Source organism: Salinimicrobium sp. 3283s, from assembly GCF_039602225.1.
Lineage (GTDB): Bacteria > Bacteroidota > Bacteroidia > Flavobacteriales > Flavobacteriaceae > Salinimicrobium > Salinimicrobium profundisediminis.
In genome coordinates this window covers 869,575-895,326 of record NZ_CP143631.1, presented here as the reverse complement: position 1 = coordinate 895,326, position 25,752 = coordinate 869,575, and the positions used below count along the sequence as shown (strand labels likewise).

At 43.3% G+C, this 25,752-nt stretch carries 16 protein-coding genes; 14 read left to right on the top strand and 2 right to left on the bottom strand.

Features of this window, described 5'->3' with window-relative positions:
• The first annotated feature begins 71 nt into the window (after positions 1-71).
• The 11 genes from rlmN to bglX all read left to right on the top strand — a co-directional run bounded on the left by rlmN (position 72) and on the right by bglX (position 19,416).
• Positions 72-1,127: a 23S rRNA (adenine(2503)-C(2))-methyltransferase RlmN gene (gene rlmN / locus VS868_RS03835; protein WP_266069278.1), complete on the top strand. Its 1,056-nt coding sequence runs from the start codon at positions 72-74 to the stop codon at positions 1,125-1,127.
• 66 nt (positions 1,128-1,193) lie between these two features.
• Positions 1,194-2,171, top strand: coding sequence for a polyprenyl synthetase family protein (locus tag VS868_RS03830; RefSeq protein ID WP_266069276.1), 978 nt, complete (start codon positions 1,194-1,196; stop codon positions 2,169-2,171).
• 177 nt (positions 2,172-2,348) lie between these two features.
• A complete protein-coding gene (locus tag VS868_RS03825; protein ID WP_345599266.1) occupies positions 2,349-5,093 on the top strand; it encodes a LuxR C-terminal-related transcriptional regulator in 2,745 nt (914 codons plus the stop codon).
• Between the two features lie 219 nt (positions 5,094-5,312).
• Positions 5,313-8,318 (top strand): TonB-dependent receptor, encoded by a 3,006-nt coding sequence (locus VS868_RS03820; protein WP_345599265.1) that lies wholly within the window; start codon positions 5,313-5,315, stop codon positions 8,316-8,318.
• 12 nt (positions 8,319-8,330) lie between these two features.
• Positions 8,331-9,908, top strand: a complete 1,578-nt coding sequence (locus VS868_RS03815; protein ID WP_345599264.1) for a RagB/SusD family nutrient uptake outer membrane protein — start codon at positions 8,331-8,333, stop codon at positions 9,906-9,908.
• A gap of 2 nt (positions 9,909-9,910) precedes the next feature.
• Positions 9,911-11,623 carry a LamG-like jellyroll fold domain-containing protein gene (locus VS868_RS03810; protein WP_345599263.1) on the top strand — a complete coding sequence of 571 codons (1,713 nt, stop codon included), beginning with the start codon at positions 9,911-9,913 and terminating at the stop codon, positions 11,621-11,623.
• A gap of 74 nt (positions 11,624-11,697) precedes the next feature.
• Positions 11,698-13,041, top strand: a complete 1,344-nt coding sequence (locus VS868_RS03805; protein ID WP_345599262.1) for a glucoamylase family protein — start codon at positions 11,698-11,700, stop codon at positions 13,039-13,041.
• A gap of 27 nt (positions 13,042-13,068) precedes the next feature.
• Positions 13,069-14,445 (top strand): glucoamylase family protein, encoded by a 1,377-nt coding sequence (locus VS868_RS03800; RefSeq protein ID WP_345599261.1) that lies wholly within the window; start codon positions 13,069-13,071, stop codon positions 14,443-14,445.
• Between the two features lie 51 nt (positions 14,446-14,496).
• Positions 14,497-15,303 carry a prolyl oligopeptidase family serine peptidase gene (locus tag VS868_RS03795; protein WP_266069269.1) on the top strand — a complete coding sequence of 269 codons (807 nt, stop codon included), beginning with the start codon at positions 14,497-14,499 and terminating at the stop codon, positions 15,301-15,303.
• Positions 15,304-17,109: a family 43 glycosylhydrolase gene (locus VS868_RS03790; protein WP_266069268.1), complete on the top strand. Its 1,806-nt coding sequence runs from the start codon at positions 15,304-15,306 to the stop codon at positions 17,107-17,109.
• 36 nt (positions 17,110-17,145) lie between these two features.
• Entirely contained in the window at positions 17,146-19,416 is a 2,271-nt protein-coding gene (gene bglX, locus VS868_RS03785; protein WP_345599260.1) for a beta-glucosidase BglX, read from the top strand.
• A 205-nt stretch (positions 19,417-19,621) separates the two neighbouring features.
• Here bglX and VS868_RS03780 read toward each other — a convergent pair whose 3' ends face one another.
• Positions 19,622-22,216, bottom strand: a complete 2,595-nt coding sequence (locus VS868_RS03780) for a glycoside hydrolase family 2 TIM barrel-domain containing protein (protein ID WP_345599259.1) — start codon at positions 22,214-22,216, stop codon at positions 19,622-19,624.
• 18 nt (positions 22,217-22,234) lie between these two features.
• The gene (locus VS868_RS03775) at positions 22,235-23,134 is read right to left on the bottom strand and encodes an alpha/beta hydrolase (RefSeq protein WP_345599258.1); all 900 of its coding nucleotides are present in this window, start codon (positions 23,132-23,134) and stop codon (positions 22,235-22,237) included.
• 197 nt (positions 23,135-23,331) lie between these two features.
• Here VS868_RS03775 and VS868_RS03770 point away from each other — a divergent pair, with 197 nt between their 5' ends.
• The 3 genes from VS868_RS03770 (at position 23,332) to VS868_RS03760 (ending at position 25,688) form a co-directional block, all read left to right on the top strand.
• On the top strand, positions 23,332-23,901 hold the full coding sequence (locus VS868_RS03770; protein WP_345599257.1) for an RNA polymerase sigma factor: 570 nt from the start codon (positions 23,332-23,334) through the stop codon (positions 23,899-23,901).
• Positions 23,864-24,595, top strand: coding sequence for a hypothetical protein (locus VS868_RS03765; protein ID WP_345599256.1), 732 nt, complete (start codon positions 23,864-23,866; stop codon positions 24,593-24,595). Before VS868_RS03770 ends, VS868_RS03765 begins: the two co-directional genes overlap by 38 nt.
• Positions 24,596-24,659: 64 nt before the next feature.
• A complete protein-coding gene (locus VS868_RS03760; protein WP_266069262.1) occupies positions 24,660-25,688 on the top strand; it encodes a hypothetical protein in 1,029 nt (342 codons plus the stop codon).
• Positions 25,689-25,752: the final 64 nt, after the last annotated feature.

Here is a 25,752-nt window from a genome sequence, read left to right as displayed (position 1 = left end):
ACTTATTGATCCTCAAAAATGACATTTTCGAGAGATATTATAAATCCCATTTACTTTAGTACTTTTGCAGCGTGAAAGACAAGAAGAAAGACATACGGGCATTGACCAAAGAACAACTTCAGCAATTCTTTGTTTCTCAGGGAGATAAATCCTTCCGCGGAACTCAGGTTTATGAGTGGCTTTGGGGTAAAGGAGCCCATTCTTTTGAAGATATGACCAATATCTCAAAGGATACGCGTCAAATGCTGAATGAAAACTTCGTCATCAACCATATTCGGGTAGACCAGATGCAGCGAAGCAGTGACGGGACAATCAAAAACGCTGTAAAATTACATGATGATCTCACGGTAGAATCGGTTTTAATTCCAACTCCCTCAAGAACTACTGCTTGTGTTTCTTCGCAGGTAGGCTGTAGCCTGGATTGTAAATTTTGTGCGACCGCCAAACTTAAGCGCATGCGCAACCTGAATCCTGATGAAATTTATGATCAGGTAGTGGCAATAGACAATGAGAGCAGGCTGTATTTTGATAAGCCCCTCTCAAATATTGTGTTTATGGGTATGGGAGAACCCCTCATGAACTATAATAACGTGCTAAAGGCCATTGAAATGATCACTTCTCCCGAAGGATTGGGGATGTCACCAAAACGTATTACCGTTTCTACTTCAGGGGTGCCAAAAATGATAAAAAGAATGGCCGATGAAGAAGTGAAATTTAAACTAGCTGTTTCCCTTCATTCAGCAATAGATGAAGTGAGAACTTCTATTATGCCATTTAATGCCACCTTTCCTTTAAATGATCTTAGGGAAGCGCTTGAATACTGGTATGCTAAAACAAAAAGCAGAATTACCTACGAATATGTGGTTTGGAAAGATATTAACGACAGCAGGAGGGATGTAGAAGCCCTGGTAAGGTTTTGTAAGTATGTACCGTGCAAAGTCAACCTCATTGAATATAACCCTATAGGCGATGATCATTTTAAACAGGCTCCCGAATCAACAACTAACCTGTATGTAAGAGAGCTGGAGCGCAATGGTATCACCTGTACCGTGCGCCGTTCGCGCGGAAAAGATATCGATGCTGCCTGTGGTCAACTTGCCAATAAGTCTAAAGAAGTTGCAGTTTAGAGATCCAAAAATGGCTTTTTTGGAAGGTGCTGAAAAATTATTCTTTTAACTATCTTAGCAGCCCTAATGAAGGTAATTTCTAAAATAAAGCTGCCGGTAGAGAAGGAGATGGAACTTTTTGAAAAGAAGTTCACTCAGTCGATGTCTTCAAAAGTGGCCTTGCTAAACCGGATCACGCACTTTATTGTAAACCGAAAGGGCAAACAAATGCGCCCTATGTTCGTTTTTCTCGTGGCCAAAATGGTTGCAGATGGGAAGGTGAACGAACGCACCTACAGGGGGGCTTCGGTAATTGAATTGATCCATACTGCTACTCTTGTTCACGATGATGTTGTAGATGATTCCAACCGCCGTCGTGGCTTCTTTTCCATCAATGCACTCTGGAAGAATAAAATTGCTGTTCTGGTAGGAGATTATCTGCTTTCAAAAGGTCTTTTACTGTCTATAGATAACAATGATTTTGATCTTCTTAAGATCATCTCGGTTGCTGTAAGGGAAATGAGCGAAGGGGAACTGCTACAAATAGAAAAAGCCCGACGCCTCGATATCACTGAAGAGATCTACTACGAAATCATTAGGCAAAAGACAGCCACCTTAATTGCGGCCTGTTGTAGCCTTGGAGCTGCCTCTGTTCAACCCGATTCTAAAGAGGTAGAAAGGATGAGGCATTTTGGGGAGCTTATAGGAATGGCTTTTCAAATAAAAGATGACCTGTTCGATTACGGCAATGAACGTATAGGCAAACCCACAGGGATAGACATTAAAGAGCAAAAAATGACGCTGCCATTGATACATGTCTTAAATAAGATTTCTGCAAAAGAAAAAGCCTGGGTCATCAACTCGGTGAAAAACCATAATAAGGATGCGAAACGGGTAAGAGAAGTCATTGATTTTGTAAAAGAAAAAGGAGGTCTTGAATACGCTGTTTCAAAAATGCAGGCATTTCAACAAGAAGCATTGACTATGCTCGAAGAATATCCTCCTTCTCCATATAAGGATTCTCTCATCCTTATGGTAAACTACGTTATTGAACGTAAAAAGTAACTTCCAGGTTTTCTAAAACCTTTTTAAATCTCTCCATCATTTCTTTTTTGTTCAGGTAGAAGTGCGAAATACACTTCCATTTTTCAGTGGATTGGTTCTGATATACCAGAAGGAAAAAAATTGTACTTTTATGCATTAAAAGTACTTGCACATTACTTGCTCAAATATTTTTTTGCTATGGAAATATTTCGATTCAATATATTGGTAATCATTATTTTATCATTTACATCTACTACAGCACAGGAGCTTTCTCCACCTATACATAACTACTCTTCTTTTAGTTATAAGGCGGCCAGCCAGAATTGGGATATTGCACTTGATGAAAGCGGGGTGATTTATGTCGCGAACAACCAGGGCCTCTTATCTTTTGACGGGCAGCGATGGGAATTATTTGATCTCGAGAACCGGGCGGTTATAAGATCTGTGCTTCCTCATAAAGGAAAGATCTACACAGGTTCTTACCGGGAATTTGGGTACTGGGAAAGAGATACCAGGGGTGATATGTGTTATACTTCCCTTATTCCCCTTTTGGGCGAATATGAACTGCAGAGTGAGGAGTTCTGGGAAATTATTGCACATAAAGATGCTATTTATTTTAGGTCTTTTGGAGCAGTTTATCGTTATGAAAATGATAAAATCACTCCTGTGCAAAGGGTGAACGTCAATCAAATGGAGATCTATAAGGACAGGCTTGTGGTGGCGACAGGAGATTCCGGGCTCTTTTACTTAAATAACAACGGTGAAATGGAGCCGTTGCCCAACCAGGAAGTTCTAAAAGATGGGGTTATAAGAGAACTTATTGTGCATGGGGATGAATTGTTAATTGGCTTAAAGGACGATATCTTTCTTTTTGACGGTGAGCATATTCGAAGGCTGGTTGATAAAGGACTTCAGGAGGAACTTCAGCAGTATGAGCTCAACCATGTATTATCTCTTTCTTCAGGGGAAATTCTAATTGGAACACTTAAAAATGGCATTATTCAGTTTAATGAAGACACCGGTGAAATCTTCTCGTATAACAGGTGGGACGGCCTTCAAAATAACACTGTTCTTGCCATGGCCCAAAATATAGGTAAAATCTGGTTGGGGCTTGATAATGGAATTGATGTGGTTGATATATATTCTCCTTTTAGGTTCTTTACCGATGAAAGTGGAGAATTGGGTTCTGTATATGATTTAAATTTTAAGGGTGACGATCTTTATCTCGCCAGTAATACCGGCGTTTTCAGGATGAATGATGAGAAGATAGAATTACTGGAGGGGGCCGAAGGTCATTCCTGGAATCTGGAGGTTCACGGCGGGGTGATGTACAGTAACCATAACAACGGAACTTTTAAAATTGTAAATGACCGTTTTGTGCCTATCGACAGGCGTACAGGAAGTTTCCAAATCTTAAAGAATGGTAATAAAAGATTTTTCATAGGAAGTTACACGGGAATAGATCTTTTTAATGAAAATACCGGAGAAGTGCAGCGCCTTAAGGGAATAGACTTTCCTGTAAAGCAGATGCTGCTAGAGAATAATTCTACCCTCTGGGTGACAGATTCTTATGAAGGTATCTACAGGGTAGGCCTAAACAGTGAAGGCGACAGTATTACTTCTGTAAAGAAAATAAGCGCGTCAACCGGTGTAGGGAAGCAGGAAGCTGAACTGTACAGGGTAAATGGGCAAATTGTTGCTTTTACTAGTGGAGAGTGGTACCACTATAATCCCTTTACGCAAAACCTCGAATTATTATCTGAATGGCAGGAATATGAAGGCAAAAGGCTTTTAGGACAGGATGGTAAATATTTCTGGTTCATGGATTCCGAAAAGAATCTTTTAACCGTCACAAATTTTAAGGATGATAAGATCCTGGTAACGGCAGGGATGTTAAACAAGCGTACCGTAAAGAAAAATGAGCGGCTCATAAAGCTGAACGATTCCATTTACTACATCACCCTCCACGACGGTTTTGCCAGGCTTAATCTTAATGAGTTAAAGGATTTTAGTTCCCGGGAATTTTTGAGTACACCGGTAGTGCAGAAGCTGTACGACGGGACTAATTACTATGACCTTAATATTATTCCTCATATTCCCTCCAAACAGGCAAGGGAGGTGACCATTCTTACCGGTTTACCGGTTTCGGATGCTGTGGGAATGGAATACGAACTCGTGGGGAATAATACGGCTGCCGTGCGAGGGGAAGTGCAGGAAGGAAAGATTCAGTTTCAGAATTTACCATACGACCAGTATGAGCTGAGGTTAACAGCCGTGGGATCTCAGCAAAAAGCTTCGGCATTTAGTGCTTTTAGGTTTGTGGTAGACCCTCCATGGTATTTAAAAGATTATATGAAGGTGTTGTACCTCCTGTCTTTGTTGATGCTGGTTGTGCTCATCTACTATATAAATAAGCTGAAACTTCAGAAACATAGAAAGATACTAAAGGTCAGGTATCAAAAGGAGCATGAAGAGAGAATGCACAAGCTTGAGAAGGAGCAGCTTATTAATGAAATAAACATGAAGCGCAAAGAGCTGGCAAATTCTACCGTGATCGCTGCAAAGAAGAATGAAGTTCTTATGCAGATACAGGGGGAATTGAATAAAGACAAAGCAAAATTTTCAAATCAGTACAGGCTCAAACACATTATGAATAAGATAAATAATGCCGTACAGAATGATGATGAGTGGAAAGTCTTTGAAACTAATTTTAATGAGCTACATGAAGATTTCTTCAGAGATTTACTTAGTAAATTCCCAAACTTAAGTAATAGAGATCTTAAACTTTGTGCCTACCTCAAGATGAATCTCACTTCAAAAGAAATTGCACCTTTAATGGGGATAAGTGTTAGGGGAGTTGAGGTACACAGGTACAGGCTTAGAAAGAAAATTAATGTAGATACTTCAGAAAACCTCACGAACTGGTTAATTGCCAACTTTTAGAAGGTTAAATAGCCTGCAAAAAGTCCAAAAACCACTACATCATTACTACATCATACTATAATTTTTTGATTTGAATATTACTTCATCACGCTCGTAAGCTGCTTAAAAACAGTACCTTTATGAGTATTTGCCTTTGATGTAGCAATTGTGTACTATAACGTTTTCGGGTAGCGGGGTTGTAATGTACTTTCATGTCAAATTTTGTAAACGGTTTACCCTATGAAAATTAGATTATTACTCACATTTGTAGCTCTCCTGTTCTGCGGAATAGGCTTTGCTCAACAACCAAAAACTATTTCGGGAACCATTGTTGGTGCCGATGGTATGCCTTTACCGGGTGCGGAGGTGAAGGTGATTGGGAAGAATATTTTTGACATTACCGACTTCGACGGGAATTTTGTTCTCGAAGGAGTGGTTGAAGGTGATACCTTCAGAGTTACTTTCCTGGGATTTAAACCTCAGGAATTACCAGTAGTTGGAGCTAATGACTACCAGATTACTTTAGAGGAAGACGCTGCTGCCCTAGACGAGGTAGTGGTAGTTGGTTATGGTACCCAGAGAAAAGCCGATCTTACCGGTTCTATTGTTACTATTGAGTCTGAAGAGATAGAAAAGACGCCAACTTCAAACGTCATGCAGTCATTACAGGGAAAAGTGGCAGGGGTGCAAATCACTTCTGTAGGATCTCCGGGTAATTCGCCTAACGTGCGGGTGAGAGGTTTAGGTACTTACACAAGTGGTACTAATGTTCTTTATGTGGTTGATGGTGCCCTTTATGACAACATTGACTTTTTAAGTACAAAAGACATCAAATCTATCAACGTTTTAAAAGATGCATCTTCTTCAGCCATTTACGGGGTGAGAGCTGCAAACGGGGTGATTATTGTAGAAACCAAATCTGGTCGTATAAACCAGAAGCCCCAGTTTGAATATGATGGTTATACCGGGGTGCAGAGGGCTCAGGATGTGGTTAAAATGGCTAATGCCGAACAGTTTACCACTATGGTGTACGAGTCAGGCTCACAAGCCGATATCCAGTTCGTTCTTAATGCCATGCAACGCTTTGGGCGCAGCAGGGTTAACCCCAATGTTCCCGATGTGAATACCGACTGGTATGATGAGATTTTGAGAGAAGGCCTTATTCAAAGTCACAGTATTGGCGTTTCGGGTGGGGGAGATAACGTAACCTATTCGGTTGGTGCTAACTACTTTGCACAGGAAGGTATCCTCGACATGAAGAATGAGTATGAAAGATTCAATATTCGTTCTAAGATGGATGTTGATATTACCGACAGGTTTAAAACCAGCGTGAACATGGTCTTTAGTAATGCAACCCAGTTTCAGCCCGATAATGCGGCCTGGTTTAATGCATATTTCGCGGTGCCCATCCTTCCGGTTATTGACCCTCTTAACACGGCAGCTTCGCCTGTGAGATATGCCAATGCCCAGCTTTTGGGTTACAGGAATACCCAAAACCCGCTTCCAATCACCAAATTCAATGAAGATCGTCTAAAGATCAGGAAGTTGTTGGCTACTATGGATTTTCAATATGAGATTATTGAAGATAAGCTGGATATAAAGACCACTTACAGTCATAACTTCTCGGCTTTAGAAGAGCGTTATGTGAACCTTCCATATACCCTGGGGAACAACTATGAGGTTCAATCTTCAATAAAGAGGGAAAACAACTCTTTCTCCAACCAGTACTGGGATAATGTTTTAACCTATAAAGATCATATTGGTGACCACAGGTTTACAGCTATGGTAGGTACTTCTTTTAGAGATGAGGCTGTAAATGAACTTGAAGTAACCGGAGAAAGAATCAGGGGTATAGGCCTGGAGTCGAGCTGGTACTTAGATTTTGCCGATCCCGAGTCTTTCAATAATAACGTGAAAGAAATAGGAAAAAGATATTACGGGATGTCCTATTTTGGAAGGGTTTCCTACAGCTTTATGGACAGGTACCTGCTTTATGGAACCTTCAGGGCCGACGGATCTTCCAAATTTACACTAGATCCATGGGGTTATTTCCCTTCAGTTGGTTTAGGTTGGGTAATTTCCGAAGAAAATTTTATGGATAATGTAGGCGTAATTGATTTCCTGAAATTACGTGCTGCCTGGGGTAAACTTGGTAATGACAATGTTGCTGCCAGTGCCGGTTCTAATACTATTGATGTGGTTTCTGCACCTTTTGGCGATAACCCGCGCACAGGGATTGTCTCTACCAGCGTTTTTTCAAATAACACCTGGGAGGTCATAGAAGAACTTAACTTTGGGGTTGATCTTGAAGTTCTGGAAAACAGGTTGTCTCTTACTGCCGATTATTACATCAGGGATACCGAAAATGCCATTCTTCCGGTTTATATTCCTATTGTAGACCAAAGCATTGAGAGGAATTCTGGAGTAATCAGAAACCAGGGTCTTGAATTCAGTGGTAACTACTTCGGAAACATTGGAGAAGATTTTGAATTTTCTATAGGAGCAAACTTCACCACCCTTAAAAATGAAGCTACCCAAATTGAAGATGATAGAGGGTACATTGATTCCGGATCGGCAGAATTCCGTCAAAGAACTATTGAAGGCGGTCCTCTTTTTGGATTCTATGGCTATGAAAGAGTGGGGGTTTATCAAAACCAGGCGCAAATCGATGCAGATCCTATTGCAGTAAGTAATAACCTTGTTCCCGGAGATCTTATATACAGAGATCAAAACAACGACGGCATGATTACCGATGAAGACAGGGTGGTATTAGGATCATTCCTGCCCGATTTCACTTACGGAGGAAATATTGCAATGAACTACAAAGCTTTAGATTTTTCCATGAGCTTTTATGGACAGGCCGGGAATAAAATCCTTAACCGAAGAAGAGGGGAAATTATTTTTACCAATGATACCAATATGGATGCCGATCTTGCCATTAACAGGTGGCATGGGGAAGGCACAAGTAATAATTATCCTTCTGCTGCCGGAATGCGCAAGGCATGGAACCAGCGCCTAAGTGATTTTTGGGTTGAGGATGGAGATTTCTTCAGAATTCAAACCATACAACTGGGCTATACTGTAGAACAGGAAGATTTACCGTGGATGCGGGTATATGTTACTGCTGAAAGGCCTTTCTCTTTCTTCGACTATAACGGATTTACTCCTGAAGTGCCCGATGGTGTAGATAGACAAACCTATCCGGTGCCATCAATCTATACAGTGGGAATAAATGTTAAATTTTAATTGACAGACGAAATGAAAACTTCAAAAAATATATTTATCCGTCTTTCTGTACTGGTTTTGGCACTGGCAGTAAGCTCCTGTTCCGATAAACTCGATACACAGGAAGGTCAGCTCAATACAGGAGACATTGATTATACCGATGCCAGCCAAATGATAGACCCTCTAATTGGTGCCTATTATGAAATTAGCAGTCTTGGCTGGGAAGAACCTTTGCTATTGGGGGTTCGTGGTGATGATGTGAATTCTGGAGGGTTGGGTGACCAGCCCCTTTATACCGAAACCGATCTTTTCAATTACAATAAAGATTTCTGGATGTACAACCAGGTATGGAATTCTCATTACAATGACATCATCAACATGAATACTGCCATCTTGCAGATCGAGAATTTCATGGAATACGCCGATGAAGCAGATTTTGCCCGTGGCGAGCAGTACATAGCTGAAATAAAAGTGATAAGAGCATGGCTTCATTTCAATCTTGCCAGGAACTGGGAAGATATTTTCATCATTACTTCAAATCAACCTGAAGCCGAACTGGAGCAGGGAGTAGCGACAAAAGATGAAGTGATGCAGTTTATCTCCAATGAAATGGATGAAGTGATACCGCTTCTTCCAGATGCAAGACCAAATCAACGCACAGACCTGCCGGGAGGAATTACCCGTTACACCGCTTATGCTATGAAAGCCCTTTCTGAACAGGAACTTCAGAATTACCAGGGCGTGGCCGATGCTACAGGTGCTATTATAAATTCAGGCTTGTTTTCTCTTTACCCCGATTTTTATCAGCTGTTTAAGAAGCCGGGAGAATTGAGCAACGAAAGTTTACTTGAGTTCCAATATTCAGATTATGGATCTGAGTCGGGAGAGGCTTTTTACCACCTTTATGCGCCTTTCGGTCCACAAAACTGGGATCCTGCGAGAGACAACGCCGAGGCTGGATGGGGATTCTATGAGCCAAGCAACAAGTTCATTGGCTTCATGATTGACAGGAATGAAACCGTACGTCTTGAAACCAGCGTGTTATTCACTCCTGAAGGGATCGCAGAACTTCAGGCAGAGGGTTATACCATCCCTGCGTTTGTTAGCAATGTGACTCCTTCCGATGATGTGATCAACAATTATGTAAGAGCAAATTTTGCCAGTGGTAAACATTACCTGCCCTCTGTGCAACTTACCGATGGGCGTAATAACTACGGGGCCGGTAAGAACTTTATCGTGATAAGATATGCCGAGATCCTGCTTATGTATGCCGAAGCAGTGACAAGAGGTGCCAGTGCTACAGCAATTCCTGCCGATGAGGCCGTAAACCTGGTGAGGGAACGTGCCGATATGCCGGCACTATCAGGGGTGACTACTGAACAGGTGCTCGATGAAAAATTTGCCGAACTTGCTATGGAATGGGGAATAAGGTATTACGATATGATTCGTCTTGACAAATACCAGGAACTAAGCTACGATGGCAGAACATTCACCGCCGCCGATGAGTACCTGCCTTACCCACAGGCACAGGTTGACGCCTTACCTTTAGAAGCTACCAACGTAGATACTAATACGGCACTTAATGATGTATTATCAACTTTAAACAGGTAAAAATGAAAAATTTAAATATCAGAATTTTTGGCTTTCTTGCCTTCTTGTTTATCCTGGCAGGTTGTGAGCGCGAAGGGATTGATCCTATCACAAAGGTAGAACCAGGGCAGGATGAAGGAGCTCCACAAGTCAATATAAAATACCCCCAGCAGGGAACCGTGATCAAAGAAGCTTCAGAGCTTTCTAATATTACCATAGATCTTGCGGTTGAAGATGACATAGAGATTCAGGAGATCGTGGTTCTTGTAGATGGGCAGGAGGTAGAAACCTTCACCGAATTTACCGATTACCGTATAGCACTCAAAAAGGTCACTTTTGAAGGGCTTTCAATGGGTGAACATACTGTCACCGTGAGGGCTACAGATATTGAAGGTAAAGAGACCGTACAAACCACAACCTTCAGCAAAGAACCTCCATATACGCCTGTTTTTGAAAACGAGATATTCTACATGGCTTTTGATAAAAGCTTTATGGAGCTTATAGAGCTGGAAGAGCCCACTCAGGTTGGAGACCCGGGGTTTTCAGATGAAGCCAAAGAAGGAACAGGCTCCTATGAGGGGACTGTAGATTCTTACCTCACTATACCTCTTGCTGAATTAGAAGATGAGTTCACTCTTGCTTTTTGGTACAAGATCGATCCCAGCACCGAGAGAGCGGGAATTTTAACAGCGACCGATGACAGTGATAGAAATCAGGGCTTCAGGTTATTTAGAGAACCTGCTGGCGCCGATGCCCAGGTAGTGAAATTAAATGTAGGTACCGGTGAGAGTGATATCTGGAACGATGGCGGTACTATTTCTACCGTAGAACCCGAATGGACGCACATTACCGTTACGGTTTCCCCAACAGGAACAGCAATTTATTTTAATGGCGTACTCGTAAGAGCTACTACGGTTGATAATGTTGCTATAGATTGGACAGGTGTTGAAAACCTTGTGATAGGCTCAGGGCTCAACTTCAGTGATTGGGGCCATAAATCAGATACAAGTCTTATCGATGAGCTAAGGATCTTTAATGAGGCAATGACTGCGGAAGAAGTAAGCCTGATGGTGAACCCTCCTTCCGAAGATATATCTCTTTATCTGCCTTTCGATGGAAATTATAACGAACAGGTCTCCGGCCGAAGCATTAATGTGGTTGGGTCTCCTCAGTTTACGCAGGATGCTAAAGAAGGAAGTGAAGCTTTAAAAGGAGCCGATGGAGCTTATCTAACCTTCCCTTCTCAAAATCTTTTAGACGAAGAATTTAGTGCCACTTTTTGGTACAAGGTCAATGCCAGCCCAGATCGTGCGGGTATAATTTCCATTAGTGCCGTAAATCCTGAAGGGGCCAATAAAAATAACCTCACCAAAGGCTTTCAGTTATTTAGGGAAGCATCTGGCGACAGTCAGCGAATAAAAGCAAGTGTGGGTACAGGAGACGGAAATAGCTGGAATGACGGCGGATTAATAGATCCGGCTGCCGGTGAATGGGTGCATATTGGATTTGTGATCACCGAAAATAAGAGCAGGATCTACATCAATGGGGAACTTGCAACCGAAGCTCCCGTTACCGGAGGGGTTGACTGGACCGGTGCCGATCTTGTTTCGGTAATGTCTGGTGCTCCACGTTTTGTGGAATGGAACCACCTTTCCGATCAAAGTGCTATAGACGACCTGCGTTTCTACCGGGTTGCGCTAACAGAAGAGGAAATTGAAGCCGATATGAATAATTGATCATAAGCTTTGACACTCCTCAAAAATGCCATTTTTGAGGAGTGTTTTTCTAAATATTTACAAACTCCTACTAAATGAAAAGTCTTCTAAAATACTTTTCCCTGCTGAATATTGTCGTGCTTTTCCTTGCATGTTCAGATGATTCGGGACCGGGATATCAGGAACCCTACATTCCTGACCCTGGTAACGGCGAAGAACCGGTACCACAATTGAGCGATGAAGAACTGCTGGACCTGGTGCAGGAGCGCACTTTCAATTATTTTTGGGATTTTGCCGAACCCAACAGCGGCATGGCCCGCGAAAGGTCTCAAAATGATGCCTATGGCGGCGATGCTCCGCATATAGTCACCACCGGGGGCACAGGTTTTGGTCTGGCATCATTTCCCACGGCTGTAGAACGCGGCTGGATTAGTGAAGCTGAAGCTTTGGATCGATTGGACAGGATCTTGTCCTTTTTAGAAGAAGTCCCTATTTATCACGGGGCATTCTCTCACTGGTACATGGGGAATACCGCAAAAACAAGACCTTTTAGTAATCTTGATAACGGCGGTGATCTTGTGGAAACGGCATTTTTGATGCAGGGACTTCTGATCAACCGTGAATATTTCGACGACGCCCAAATTGATGAGCGAATTACCACTTTGTGGGAAAATGTAGAGTGGGACTGGTACACAAACGGGCAGAATGTGCTTTACTGGCACTGGTCGCCTTCTTATAAATTTGAGATTGGCCTTCCCATTAAAGGCTGGAACGAATCTTTAATTGTTTACGTTTTAGCCGCATCATCGCCAACACATCCAATTTCTTCGGAAGTTTACACCAATGGCTGGGCCTCAAACGGAGGGATCCTTACCAACAGGAACCATTACGGCCTAAACCTGCCCCTGGGGCCATCTTACGGCGGACCGCTATTTTTCAGCCACTATTCCTTCATTGGTTTAGATCCGCGTAACCTGGAAGATCAGTACGCCAATTACTGGCAGCAAAATACCAATCATACATTGATCAACTATGAATACGCGGTCCGTAATCCGAAGAATTTTGAAGGCTATGGCGAGAATTCCTGGGGCCTTACAGCTTCCGATAATCACCAGGGCTACGCCGCGCACAGCCCTACAAACGATTTAGGAGTCATTACGCCAACTGCGGCTTTGTCTTCTTTTCCCTATACACCGGAAAAATCTATGGCTGCGCTGCGGCATTTTTATGAAGATTTGAATGATGAACTCTGGGGCGAATATGGATTTTATGACGCTTTTTCTGAAGAACACAACTGGTTTTCTAACGGGTACCTGGCCATAGATCAAGGACCAATAGTAGCCATGATCGAAAATTACCGCACCGGGCTCCCGTGGAGGCTTTTTATGGCGAATGAAGAAATTAAGGCGGGACTTGATAAACTAGGATTTAGCTACTAGATCACATTAAATTACAAAAACAATTAAATGCTGAAACAATATTCTGTACTGGCTATTTTACTACTACTTTTAGGTGTGGGCTGCAAAGAAGGCCAGACAAAGGAGCAGGAGTTTGCAGCTGATAAATCTCAGCAAAAAAGTCTGTCAAAAGAGGCACTTTTGGATACCGTGCAAAAGCAAACCCTTAAATATTTCTGGGATTATGCCGAACCCAACAGCGGCATGGCCCGCGAGCGCTTTCACCCCGATGGCAATTACCCGCGCAATGATTCGCATGTGGTGACTACCGGCGGTTCAGGCTTTGGGCTCATGGCTATAGTGGCAGGAATGGAAAGGAATTTCATCCCTCGGGATTCTGCCGTTACCCGACTAAATAAGATTGCCGATTTTCTTGACAAAACTCCGAGGTTCCATGGCGCATGGCCGCATTGGATCAACGGGGAGACCGGCGACACCCAGGCCTTCGGGAAAAAAGATAATGGTGGTGATATTGTGGAAACTTCCTTTCTCGCGCAGGGATTTATTGTGGTAAGAGAGTATCTCAAAAATGGCACTGAAGCAGAACAGACCGTAGCCAAAAAGTACGACGACCTCTGGAAAGGCATCGAATGGAATTGGTACACCAATAACAAGAACGGGATCTACTGGCACTGGTCGCCTGTGTATGAATGGGAGATGGATTTTATGATAGAAGGTTATAATGAATGTTTGATCACCTATATCATGGCGGCTTCGTCACCAGGCCACGCAATTGAACCTGCAGCCTATCACGAGGGCTGGGCCAGGGGCGGTGAAATTGTTTCTGAAGAAGAAGCTTATGGTTTGCCGCTAATTCTGAAGCACAACACTTCCGGAAATAGGGGTGGTCCCCTTTTCTGGGCACATTATTCCTACCTTGGGTTAAATCCGAAAGGGCTTAGCGACCGGTATGCCAATTACTGGGATGTGAATGTAAACCACAGCCTCATCAATTTTGAATATGCCCTGGAAAATCCGAAAGATTTTGAAACTTACAGCAAGAATTCCTGGGGCCTTACCGCCAGCTACACCCGAAATGAAGACGATGGTATAGGATATTCCGCACACTCACCCGATGATGACCGTGGCGTGGTTTCGCCAACTGCGGCCATTAGTTCACTCCCTTACACCCCAGAGAAATCTTTGGATGCCATGAGGTATTTTTATGAAGATTTGCATGAGTTATTGTGGGGACCTGCAGGATTTTATGACGCCTACAGCCTTGAGGGTGAAGATTGGGTGGCACCTTATTACCTTGCAATAGACCAGGGGCCGCAGGTGGTTATGATTGAGAATTATCGGTCTGGACTTATTTGGGATCTTTTTATGCAGGCTCCCGAAATACAGGAAGGATTGAAAAAACTGGATTTTACCATCCAAAAATGACATTTTTAGAACAGGTTTTTTTATTATCTGTCAGCTTTAAATATTACAATTATGAAAAATAACATTTCCCTTAATTTTCTTCTGTTCGCAGGCTTTTTTATGCTTATTTCAGCTTCAGGAATGGCCCAGGAGCGGTCAGAGTTTCAAAAAAAGCAGTTTATTCAGCAAAACGATACTTTAAACTATCGCATTCTCTTTCCGAAGAACTTTTCCGAAGAAAAAGAGTATCCGTTAGTGCTTTTTTTACACGGCGCGGGAGAAAGGGGAAGCGATAATGAAGCGCAACTCGTGCACGGGAGCGATTTATTCCTGAAAGAGGCAAACCGGGAAGATTTTCCGGCTGTGGTTATTTTTCCGCAGGCCCCAAAAGAAGATTATTGGGCAAAAGTGGAGGTTGAGCGAAATAAAACTCCTTTGGAATTTAATTTTAAGAACGAGGAGGAGCCTACCAAAGCCCTACATTTGGTGATGGCTCTTCTGAATTCTGTTACTTCGGAAGATTATATCAATAAAGACCGGATTTATGTGGGCGGACTTTCAATGGGAGGAATGGGGACCTACGAGATCCTTTCCAGAATGCCCGAAACCTTTGCCGCGGCTTTTGCTATTTGTGGCGGCGCAGATCCCGGCATCGTTAAAAAATATCCTGAAGGATTTAATATCTGGATCTTTCACGGCGAACAGGACAATGTAGTTCCTGCCGAACTTTCAAAGACCATGGCCCGCGAGATCAACACGGCCGGCGGTAATGCAAAACTGTCCCTTTATCCAAATGATAACCACAACAGCTGGGATTCGGCTTTTTCTGAACCTTATCTTCTGCCCTGGTTATTTTCTCATCAAAAAATGATTAGATAAATGAAAGGGTTCACCCACATTACCACAGCAGTAGCCGTATTCTTCAGCTTCTTTGCGCACTCGCAGGAAGAAGTACCTAAAACCTATATCAATCCGCTGGATATTGACTACTCCTATATGGTTTATAATTCCAGCAAGAATATTTCTTATCGTTCGGGTGCAGATCCTGCGGTAATTGAATTCCGAGGGGAATATTACATGTTTGTCACCCGCTCCTTTGGTTACTGGCATTCAAAAGACCTGGTTAACTGGGAATTCATTAAACCAAAACAGTGGTTTTTTGAAGGCTCCAATGCGCCCACCGCTTTTAATTACAAAGATTCGCTGGTGTATTTCGCCGGAGATCCTGCGGGCTACGGAAGTATTTTATATACCGATGATCCAAAAAGTGGAAACTGGACGCCCACGGCTTCCATTACCAGTAATATCCAGGATTCCGAATTGTTCATAGATGATGACGGCAAGGCCTATCTCTACTGGGGTTCCTCAAATGTTTACCCGCTTAAGGTGAAGATGTTAGATAAAGATGATCGTTTTCTTGAAACCGGTGTTGAAAAAGAATTGATCAACCTGGTTGAAGAAGAGCACGGCTGGGAGCGATTTGGTGAAAATAATTTCCATCCAACTTTAAAGGAAGGCTATATGGAAGGTGCTTCCATGACAAAACACAACGGCAAATATTACCTGCAGTATGCTGCGCCGGGCACCCAATTCAATGTATATGCCGATGCAGCTTACGTTGGTGAAACCCCACTGGGCCCCTTCAAATACATGAAGAACAACCCCTACAGTTTTAAGCCCGGTGGGTTCGCCAATGGTGCCGGTCACGGGATTACAGTAAAACAAACCAATGGACAGTACTGGCATTTTGCAACTATGGCCCTGGCTTCAAATTCTCACTGGGAGCGGCGGCTGGCCATGTGGCCAACTTACTTTGATGATGAAGGTTTGATGTATACCAACACCAGCTATGGAGATTATCCATTACATGCGCCTAGTCATCCTACTAAAGCAGGCCAGCATACCGGCTGGATGTTGCTTTCTTACAATGGGAAAGCGACAGTTTCCTCTTCGCAAATGCAAATTCGGAAGAGCACCTCTACCGATGGCGATTTTGATATCACCGAAATGCCGCTCGAAAAGAACAGCGACGGAGAGATCATCTCTAAAGTGCTTACAGATGAAAGCCCTAAATCTTTCTGGGTTGCTGAAGCCAATGATGAGGAACAATGGGTGGAGATAGAAATGCTGGCTCCCGGAAATATTTACGCTTTTCAGCTGAATTTTCATGATGAAGACTCAGGCATTTATACCCGTACCGAAGGCTTAAGACATAGGTTTACCCTTGAAGTTTCAGAAAATGGAAAAGACTGGAAAACAGTCGTAGATAGAAGTAATAGCTATATAGATGCGCCAAACGCTTACCTGCCGCTAAATGAGCCTGTAAAGGCAAAATACGTGCGCTATAACAACATAGAAGTTCCGGGGAACAATCTGGCTCTTTCTGAAATCAGGGTGTTTGGAAAAGGATTGGGTAAGAAACCGGCAAAAGTCAAATGTTTTACTATAAACCGCCAGGAAGACCGAAGAGATGCTGCCTTTAAGTGGGGGCCGGTGAAAGGTGCCCAGGGTTACACTATTCGCTGGGGAATAGCGCCCGATAAATTATACCAGTCGTGGTTGATTTACGGTGAAAACGAACATTTTATGCGGAATCTTGATAAGGGTACCACGTATTACTTCAGTATTGAAGCATTTAATGAGAACGGGATTTCAGAAAAAACTGAGATCCGGGAAGTAAAGTAAGAATAGACAATTTAATAATTTTTAAAGAATATAAGAATGAGAAAAATTAATCTTTCAGTCGCATTTTTGTTTTTTATGGGACTTTCATATCTCCAGGCACAGGAAAGAATTCCGCAGGTGGAGGCCCTCCTTGAGAAAATGACTTTAGAAGAAAAAATAGGGCAGCTCAACCTGCTCACTCCCGGTGGCGGAGTAGCTACAGGATCTGTAGTGAGTGAAGATGTTGAAGCCAAGATCAAGGCCGGTCAGGTAGGTGGTGTATTTGGAGTGTCGAGTCCAGAGAGGGTGCGCCAGGCCCAGGAAATTGCAGTTAAAAACTCGCGCCTGGGAATTCCGCTGCTTATCGGGTCAGATGTTATTCATGGTTACAAAACAACTTTTCCTACTCCGCTGGGGCTTTCTTCCAGCTGGGATATGGAGTTGATAAAAGAAACAGCCAAAGTAGCTGCTAAAGAAGCTACTGCTGATGGGATCAACTGGAACTTTTCTCCTATGGTAGATATTTCCCGCGATCCAAGATGGGGCCGTGTAGCCGAAGGTGCCGGTGAAGATGCATATTTAGGTTCTCAAATTGCGATTGCTATGGTAGAAGGTTACCAGCAGGATGATCTTACGCAACCTCAAACCATGATGGCAACCGTTAAACACCTTGCGCTGTATGGCGCTCCCGAAGGGGGTCGCGATTATAACCGCGTAGACATGAGCCGCACCAAGATGTTCAATGAATACCTGCCGCCTTACAAAGCTGCTGTAGATGCCGGCGTGGGTAGTGTAATGACTTCTTTTAACGATATTGACGGAGTGCCGGCAAGCGGGAACAAATGGCTGCTTACCGACCTGCTTCGCGAAAGATGGGGCTTTGACGGATTTGTAGTTTCAGATTATACTTCGGTAAACGAGATGATCGCCCACGGAATGGGAGACCTTCAGGATGTATCGGCAATGGCTTTAAAAGCAGGTTTGGATATGGACATGGTTGGCGAAGGATTCTTAACAACCCTGAAAAAATCTGTAGATGAAGGAAGGGTTTCCGAAGAAGAGATCACTACTGCCGCCCGTCGTATCCTTGAAGCCAAGCATAAATTAGGTTTACTTGATGATCCTTACAGATATTCAGATGCAAGCAGGCCCGAAAAAGATATTTTGACGGCAGGGAACAGGCAGCTGGCACGTCTTGCAGCAACCCAGTCTTTTGTTTTACTGAAAGATCACAACCAGGTACTACCGGTGTCAAAAAAGGCAAAAATCGCACTCATTGGTCCGTTGGCCGATGATCAAACAAATATGCTTGGAACCTGGGCTCCAACCGGAGACTTCAAACTTTCGGTTCCCGTACTTGAAGGTTTTAAAAATGTAGCGCCAAAGGCGAAAATCACTTATGCTAAAGGTGCGAACATCACCAACGATACGGCTTATGCGAAAAAAGTAAATGTATTTGGCCCCAAAGTAGAGATTTCCAATCGCTCTCCCGAAAAATTGCTTCAGGAAGCCTTAAAAGTTGCCAAAGCTGCCGATGTAATTGTAGCTGTGGTGGGAGAAGCCAGCGAAATGAGTGGGGAAGCGGCCAGCCGTACCAACATTCAGATTCCGGAGAGCCAAAAAAGGCTAATTAGAGAACTTGTTGCTACCGGAAAGCCTGTTGCCCTTGTGCTTATGAGCGGTCGCCCCCTTGATATTTCCGAAGAAATGGAGATGCCCCTAAGCATCCTGCAGGTTTGGCACCCGGGTGTGGAAGCAGGAAACGCTATTGCCGATGTGGTTTTTGGAGATGTAAACCCTTCAGGAAAACTAACGATGAGCTGGCCTAGAAACGTAGGGCAAATCCCTGTGTATTACGGGGAAAGAATTACCGGAAGACCTGCTGCTTCAGAAGAATTTGAAAAGTTTAAATCGAATTATCTCGATGTGGTCAATTCCCCGCTGTTGCCGTTTGGTTACGGGTTGAGCTACACCAGTTTTGAGTACGGTAAAAGTAAAGCCAGCAGCGAAAATTTGCGTGCAGACGAAGAAATTATCATTAGCACCACCGTGACCAACACCGGGAAAAAAGTAGGTAAAGAAGTTGTACAGCTTTATATTCACGACAAAGTGAGAAGCCTTACCCCTCCAAAAAAGCAACTTATTGCTTTCAAAAAGATCGAGCTGAAACCGGGAGAATCTATGACTGTTGAATTTCCGGTCACTGTAGAAGACCTAAAGTTTTACAACGGGTCTTTGGAATATGTATATGAACCGGGAGAATTTGACTTCTTTGTGGCAGGTAGCTCTAACAGTGATTTTGACGGCACTTTTACCGTGGTAGAATAATACCAATGAATTAAATTTACAGAGCCCTGTTGCTGCGGAAGCGGAACAGGGCTTTTTTTTAGCGGCAACCCGTGCAGGTCATTTTGAAACCTAATTTTAAACTGAAGCTTATGAAAACTGTAAATGAAAGTAGCTTAGCTTCCAAAAAAGGTATTTAAAATGCCATTTTTGGAAGCCGGGTTTTAAAATTGATTCAAACATTCAGTTATAATTTTTCCAGTTTAATTCCAGAAAGCAGCGATTTTCCTGCATTTTCAGAAAATTCGATCGCAATCCCTTTTTCTGTCTTCACCGTATAAGAAATTTCTACAGCGCGAATTCGGCCGTAATCGCGTGCCAGGTTAAGGTCTTCAGAAACAATTTTTCCGTTAACCTTCACATCAAAACTCCGCACTCCTTCCGGTTTCTTTTCTTCGGAAGTGTTGAGGTTGTAAATGTTCTCTTCGGAAGCATTGAACTCGGGTTCTGCAAACAATAAGGTGACTCTGTAGGTACCTGCTTCTACATCGAATTTATAGGCTTCAATGCTTTCGCGCATGGTTTGGAACAGCGGATCGTTCCCGGTTCCCTGAATATCTGAAGCCGTGCCCTGGAACTTGGCAGCCGATTTTTGGTATACCTCACCGCCCACATAACCAAAGCCGCCCGGTTCATACTGCTGGTCGCTCATCCAGATTTCTTTTGTTACAGGGTCTTTGTAGTTCACATGTGTGCCCACGTTGATGGTCAAATCTTGAGTTTTGAGTTTTTTCAGCAGGTCTTTTCTGGGGAGCACATGGATGGTTCTGGAATGGGAGATGTCGCCTGTGGTGGCAGTGAGCCGGTGAGTTCCTTCAGGAAGTTTTAGGTCGAAAAATGAGATTCCGTCGGTTACTTCCGAAGAAATTTTAAGGCTGTCATTGATGTTTAGGTCCACTTTTTCAGCATTCGAAAATACCGTAATGCTGATTTGGTGGTTTTCGCTCTTCGGAAATTTTTGTTCATAATTCTCACCGGCAATATAGATCATGGATTCATCGACCAGTCTCGCCTGGTAGTAATAGTAAATATCTTTTTTACTGCGGTCAAAATTCAGCAGGCCTTTTTGGTTGATGTACGGAATGGCGTCCTGCCTGAAAGACGAACCAAAATCGGCGAAATTCCAGGCCGCCATTCCTACTACATAATCGCGGGCAAGCACCTGGTTGATGTAGCTGCGGTGTAATTTTAACTGATAGGCTTCACTGTAATCCCAGGGTTTTGGATCTTCTGTCTGGATACGCACATCGCCGCCCGGCCCGTATTCCGAAATGATAAGTGGCCGGTTTGGATAGCGTTCGTGCTGCTCATCAAGAAATTTCCCGAAGTTTTCAAGTCCCGGTGAATACCAGCCAAAATAAAGGTTCCAGCCAATTACATCGGGGATATCGGCAATCCCCGAAGTATTATAGAGCTCATTTTCGTGCAGGGCCATCACGCTTAGCCGGTGAGGATCGAGATTTTTGGTGAGCTTTTCAAGCTTTTTGGCCAGGGCTACAGAAGTTTCAATTTTATCTTCTTTTTCGCTTTCCGTCATCTCGTTGTTGAAAACCAGCCTGATAAAGATCTCGTTCATATAACCCCAGAAGATCACCGAAGGGTGGTTGAAAAACTGCTGAATCTGCTCCTTCTGCATTTGCAGGGCCACGTTGTGATACTCGTCTGTCGCGGTAACATCATTGATTACCGGCACTTCAGACCACACGATAAGCCCCAGCTCGTCACAGATCCTGTAAACTTCGGGGTCTTGTGGGTAATGAGCAGTTCGCACAAAATTCGCCCCCATTTCTTTGATCAGCCTGTAATCGCTCTTGTGAATGGTGTTGGGAAGCGCATTTCCCAGTCCTTGTAGATCCTGATGTCGGTTTGCACCAATAAGTTTGATAGTTTTTCCATTCAGGTAAAAGCCTTTTTCGGGATCGGCTTCAAACCAGCGAAATCCGAATTTAGAGCTGAATTCATCCAGCTTTTCTGAAGGATTTCCGCTCGCTAAACTGATCTCAAAGCTGTAAAGCTGCGGATCTTGGGGAGACCATAGGGCGGGGTTTTTTACTGAGGTTTCAAAAATGACATTTTTTGACTCCTTTGCTTTTAGCCTGATTTTTTTAGTGAGTGTTTTTAATTTTTTAGCATTGGGATCCAATATTTCTAATGCCACAGTGGCATTTCTGAAAGCTTCACCGTCATTTACCACTCTGGCTTCTACCTGTACCAGGGCTTTTTCTTCTGAAACTTGGGGCGTACGAACCAAAATATTTCCTGCAGCGGCATTTTCCAGTTCAAAGTGGAGTTTATCGATGATAATTAGTTCAAGATCACGATAAATTCCGCCGTAAAAATTGAAATCGGCATCCAGCGGCGGAATATTGGTGTCGTGGCTGTTGTCAACAACTATTTTCAGCTCATTTTCGGAAGCCAACTTCAATTCTTCAGAAATATCAATGACAAATCCGGTGTAGCCGCCAATGTGTTTTCCGGCAGAAGTACCGTTTACAAAAACTTCGGTCACCTGGTTGCTACCTTCAAACTTCAGAAACACCTGTTTATTTTGCCATTTTTGAGGGGCAAAGAGGGTCTTTTTATAGGTGCCTTTTCCGCGGAAATATTCCTTTCCGTCTTTAAAAGCATCTTCGGCATTCCAGGTATGGGGGATATTCACAATTTTCTCAGGCTGAACTTCCGAAGAAAAACGCCAGGCCGAATTAAGGCTTTGCACCTGTCGCTGGGCGATTGCCCTGCCCAAAAATGTGAAAAAGCAAAAAAGATAGGTGAAGATTTTCATTTTAAGGCTTTTTAAATGTTAGCGCCAAACTTCCATTTGTAGCTGTTCGTTGTTGAGAAACACCCGCTGAAAGAAATCAAAAACGTTGTCCAGCTCGTTAAAGGGCATCCCCGAATGCTCGTGTTTGCCGCCTTCAAAGCTGTACAACAGGTAGGAGGTGTTGAGGTCTTTCAGTTTTTGAACGATGGTTTTTGAGCCGTCCAGCATCAGGTAACCGGGCGCACCAGGTTCGCAAAGATGGTGCGGTGCAGTGGCGTAGGGCACAAGATTGTCTTTAGTGCCGTGAAAAAATACTCCGGGAACAGCATTTTTTGAGGTAAGGTAGCGGGCATCAACAACGGCGCCGGCCAGGGAGAAAACCCCGTCAAAATCTATATCCTGATATTTATTCGGTTCGCTGAACATAAGCTGGGGGTTGTAAACCGCATTTAAAACAGCTTCGGCACCGGCACTGCTGCCGCCCACAATGATCTGTTGGGGGTCTATGCGGTATTTATCTGCGTTTGTTACCAGAAATTGCACGGCATCCATAAAATCTTCAGCAGCCTTTTGAAAGGTTTCTATTTTTCCGGAAGCTTCATAATCACAGCCAAAAGACTGGTCTTTTCGGGTGAGGCGGTAAGAGATTTGCACCGCCACATAGCCTTTGCGGGCCGCTTGTTGCGAAAACTTTACCAGATCTTCATGGGTGCGGGAGCCGCCAGAGAATCCGCCGCCATGCATAAAAACGATCAAAGGCCTCGAGCGGGCGGTATCATTTTTTGGGGTATAAATATCCAGTTTCAAAGCTTCACCATCTTTTGTGGCGTAAGTTTCGGTAATGGCGGGATCAACTTCAAAAATGTTGTCTAAAAATCGTTCCTGAGCGGGGCAGAGGCAGTAAATAAAGAGGAAGCAAAAGCTTAAAAAATAGCGCATATTGTAGGGATGTTAAAAGCCTCTAAGATAAGTTTTTTCCCAGTTTTTATTGGGCTGAGGCCTGCGGATTTCCCTTTTTTGAGAAGATTTGAATGAAGCTGCCACAGCTTATTTTTAAAAAAATCTAAACCCTCAGGCAACCTTTTGTAACTTTCACTCGTCTATGTTAATAGAAGGCCTTTTGAAAAGCTAAGCAGGTGAAAGTAATTCAACTCTTTAAGAACGATGCTCTTTTGATAAAACGTGCAGCCGCGGGAAACCGGCAGGCGCAGCGAAAGATCTATGAGAAACATTCGGCGAAGATGTTAAGCATTTGCAGGCAGTACGTGAAAGACCTGCATCATGCCGAAGAAGTGATGCTCAACGGCTTTTTCAAGGTGTTTACGCACCTGAAAGATTTTAGGGATGAAGGCAGCTTTGAAGGCTGGATGCGGCAAATCATGGTACGGGAATCTATCTCTTTTCTTCGTACCGATAAACGCAGCATGTTTGCTGAAGATGAGGTGCCCGAAAATGTAGATTTTTCGTACTGCTTTACTTCGGAATTCAATGCAGCGCACATCCAGGAGGTGATTGACGGTTTGCCCGAAGGTTATAAAATGGTGTTTTTGATGTATGCTGTTGAAGGTTATAAGCACCATGAAATAGCAAAAATGCTGAACATCACAGAAGGAACTTCTAAGTCACAGCTATTTAAAGCCCGAAAAATGCTTCAGGAAAAGCTGGAACATGAAAACACGACAGAATATGGAACCGGAAAGATTTGAAAATAACGTAAAAAAGCTGCTTGAAAGCCGGGAGATCCAGCCATCGGCCGCCGGCTGGGGAAAGCTGGAAGAGCGCCTGGAGCAAGGAAGAAAAAAACCGACTTACCTGCTGTGGATAACCGCAGTTGCAGCCGTTGCTGCCTTGTTTTTTGTGCTGGGCACTTTCTTTGATTCGCCTTTTACTTCGGAAGCGCCACAGGTAGTTGAGGAAAATTCTGCACTGCCTGTACTGCAGGAAAAGACCTCAGAACCCAAAGTGATTCAGATAGCTGCTTCTGAAGAAAACGAAAAATTAGAAGAGGAAGAAAAACCTTCCGCAGAAAGACCTGTCAAAAATGCCATTTTTGAGGCCCCTGTAGCCAGTGTTTCTGAAGCAGAAAACGAGGTAGCTTCGGGGAATTTTTCCGAAGCAACCGAAGAAAAAAAGCCGCTAAAAGAAATCCATTCCGACGAAGATAATGTGGAAGTTGCCGTAAATGAAAACCGTGCTGCAGTGAGTGATAATGAGGTAGAAGCCCTGTTATTGCTGGCAACGGCCGAATTAAAAGCTGACACCATCTTTACCGTAAATTCTAAAGATTTGCTTTACCAGGTAGAATACGAGCTGGAGCAGTCTTTTAGGCAAAAGGTCTTTGAGGTGGTAAAAGAAGGCATTTCACGAGCTAAAACGGCAGTGGCCAATCGCGATTTTTAATCTCAAATAATTCATCAATCAATCAATTAACGGGCTTTTAAAAATGCCTATAAAAACCAGAACCATGAAAAAAAATATCTTTTTAATGTTCCTCATCTTTTGTTCGGTAGTTGTGAATCCTGCTGTTGCGCAGGAAAAAACAAATCCTGAAAAGATCGAACAATTGGAAAAGCAAAAGGAGCAGATCATCAATGAAGAGAAAGAAGCTCTTAAAAAAGAAGTGGAGGCCATAAACCGTCGCGCCGAAGCAAAGGAAATTGACTGGGAAGAAGCGGAAAAACTTAAAAGTGAAGCTGCCCGTAAACACGCAATGAATATTCAAAACCGGGTGGCTATTATTGATAATCAAATCGCGCTGCTCACAAGAGAAGAGACAACCGATGAATGGACGTGGGAAGATGCAGATGATGAGGAGGATGAGCATGATGACAACTGGTTTGACAAGAGCCGGTACAGCCGCACCTCTACCCACCTCATTATGGCGGTTGGGTTTAATAATGCTTTGAGCGATGGGCAGTCGGTCAATGATTCAGACTTCAAAGTAGGAGGCAGCCGTTTCTTTGAAATTGGGATGGCATGGAGAACAAGGGTGTTCGAAAAATCGAATTTTATGAGGCTTAGGTACGGATTTTCATTTCAGTTTAATGGCTTGAAACCTACAGATAACCGGTATTTTGTTGAAGACGAAGGCGTGACTGCGCTTGAAGAATTTCCGCTGAAGTTAGACAAATCGAAGTTTAGGATGGATAACCTTGTTTTTCCGGTACACTTTGAATTTGGTCCGTCGAAGAAGGTGGAATCTTCAAGAAGTGTTTGGTTCTCTACCCGAAATCAATTTAAAATAGGACTTGGGGGGTATGCCGGAATAAACCTGGGAGAACGTCAAAAACTGAAGTATGAAGAAGATGGAGAGAAGGTAAAGGAGAAGCTTAAAGGAGATTACAATACGAATGATTTTATCTACGGACTCAGTGGTTACATGGGCTTTGGGGGAACATCACTGTACGTGAAATACGATCTCAACCCAATATTTAAAGATCAGGCTACAGATCTACATAATGTTTCTGTGGGACTTAGATTTGACGTGAATTAGAATTAGCCACCGGTTATAATTTGATTAAGGACATCTTCGGGTGTCCTTTTTTTTGAGATTATTA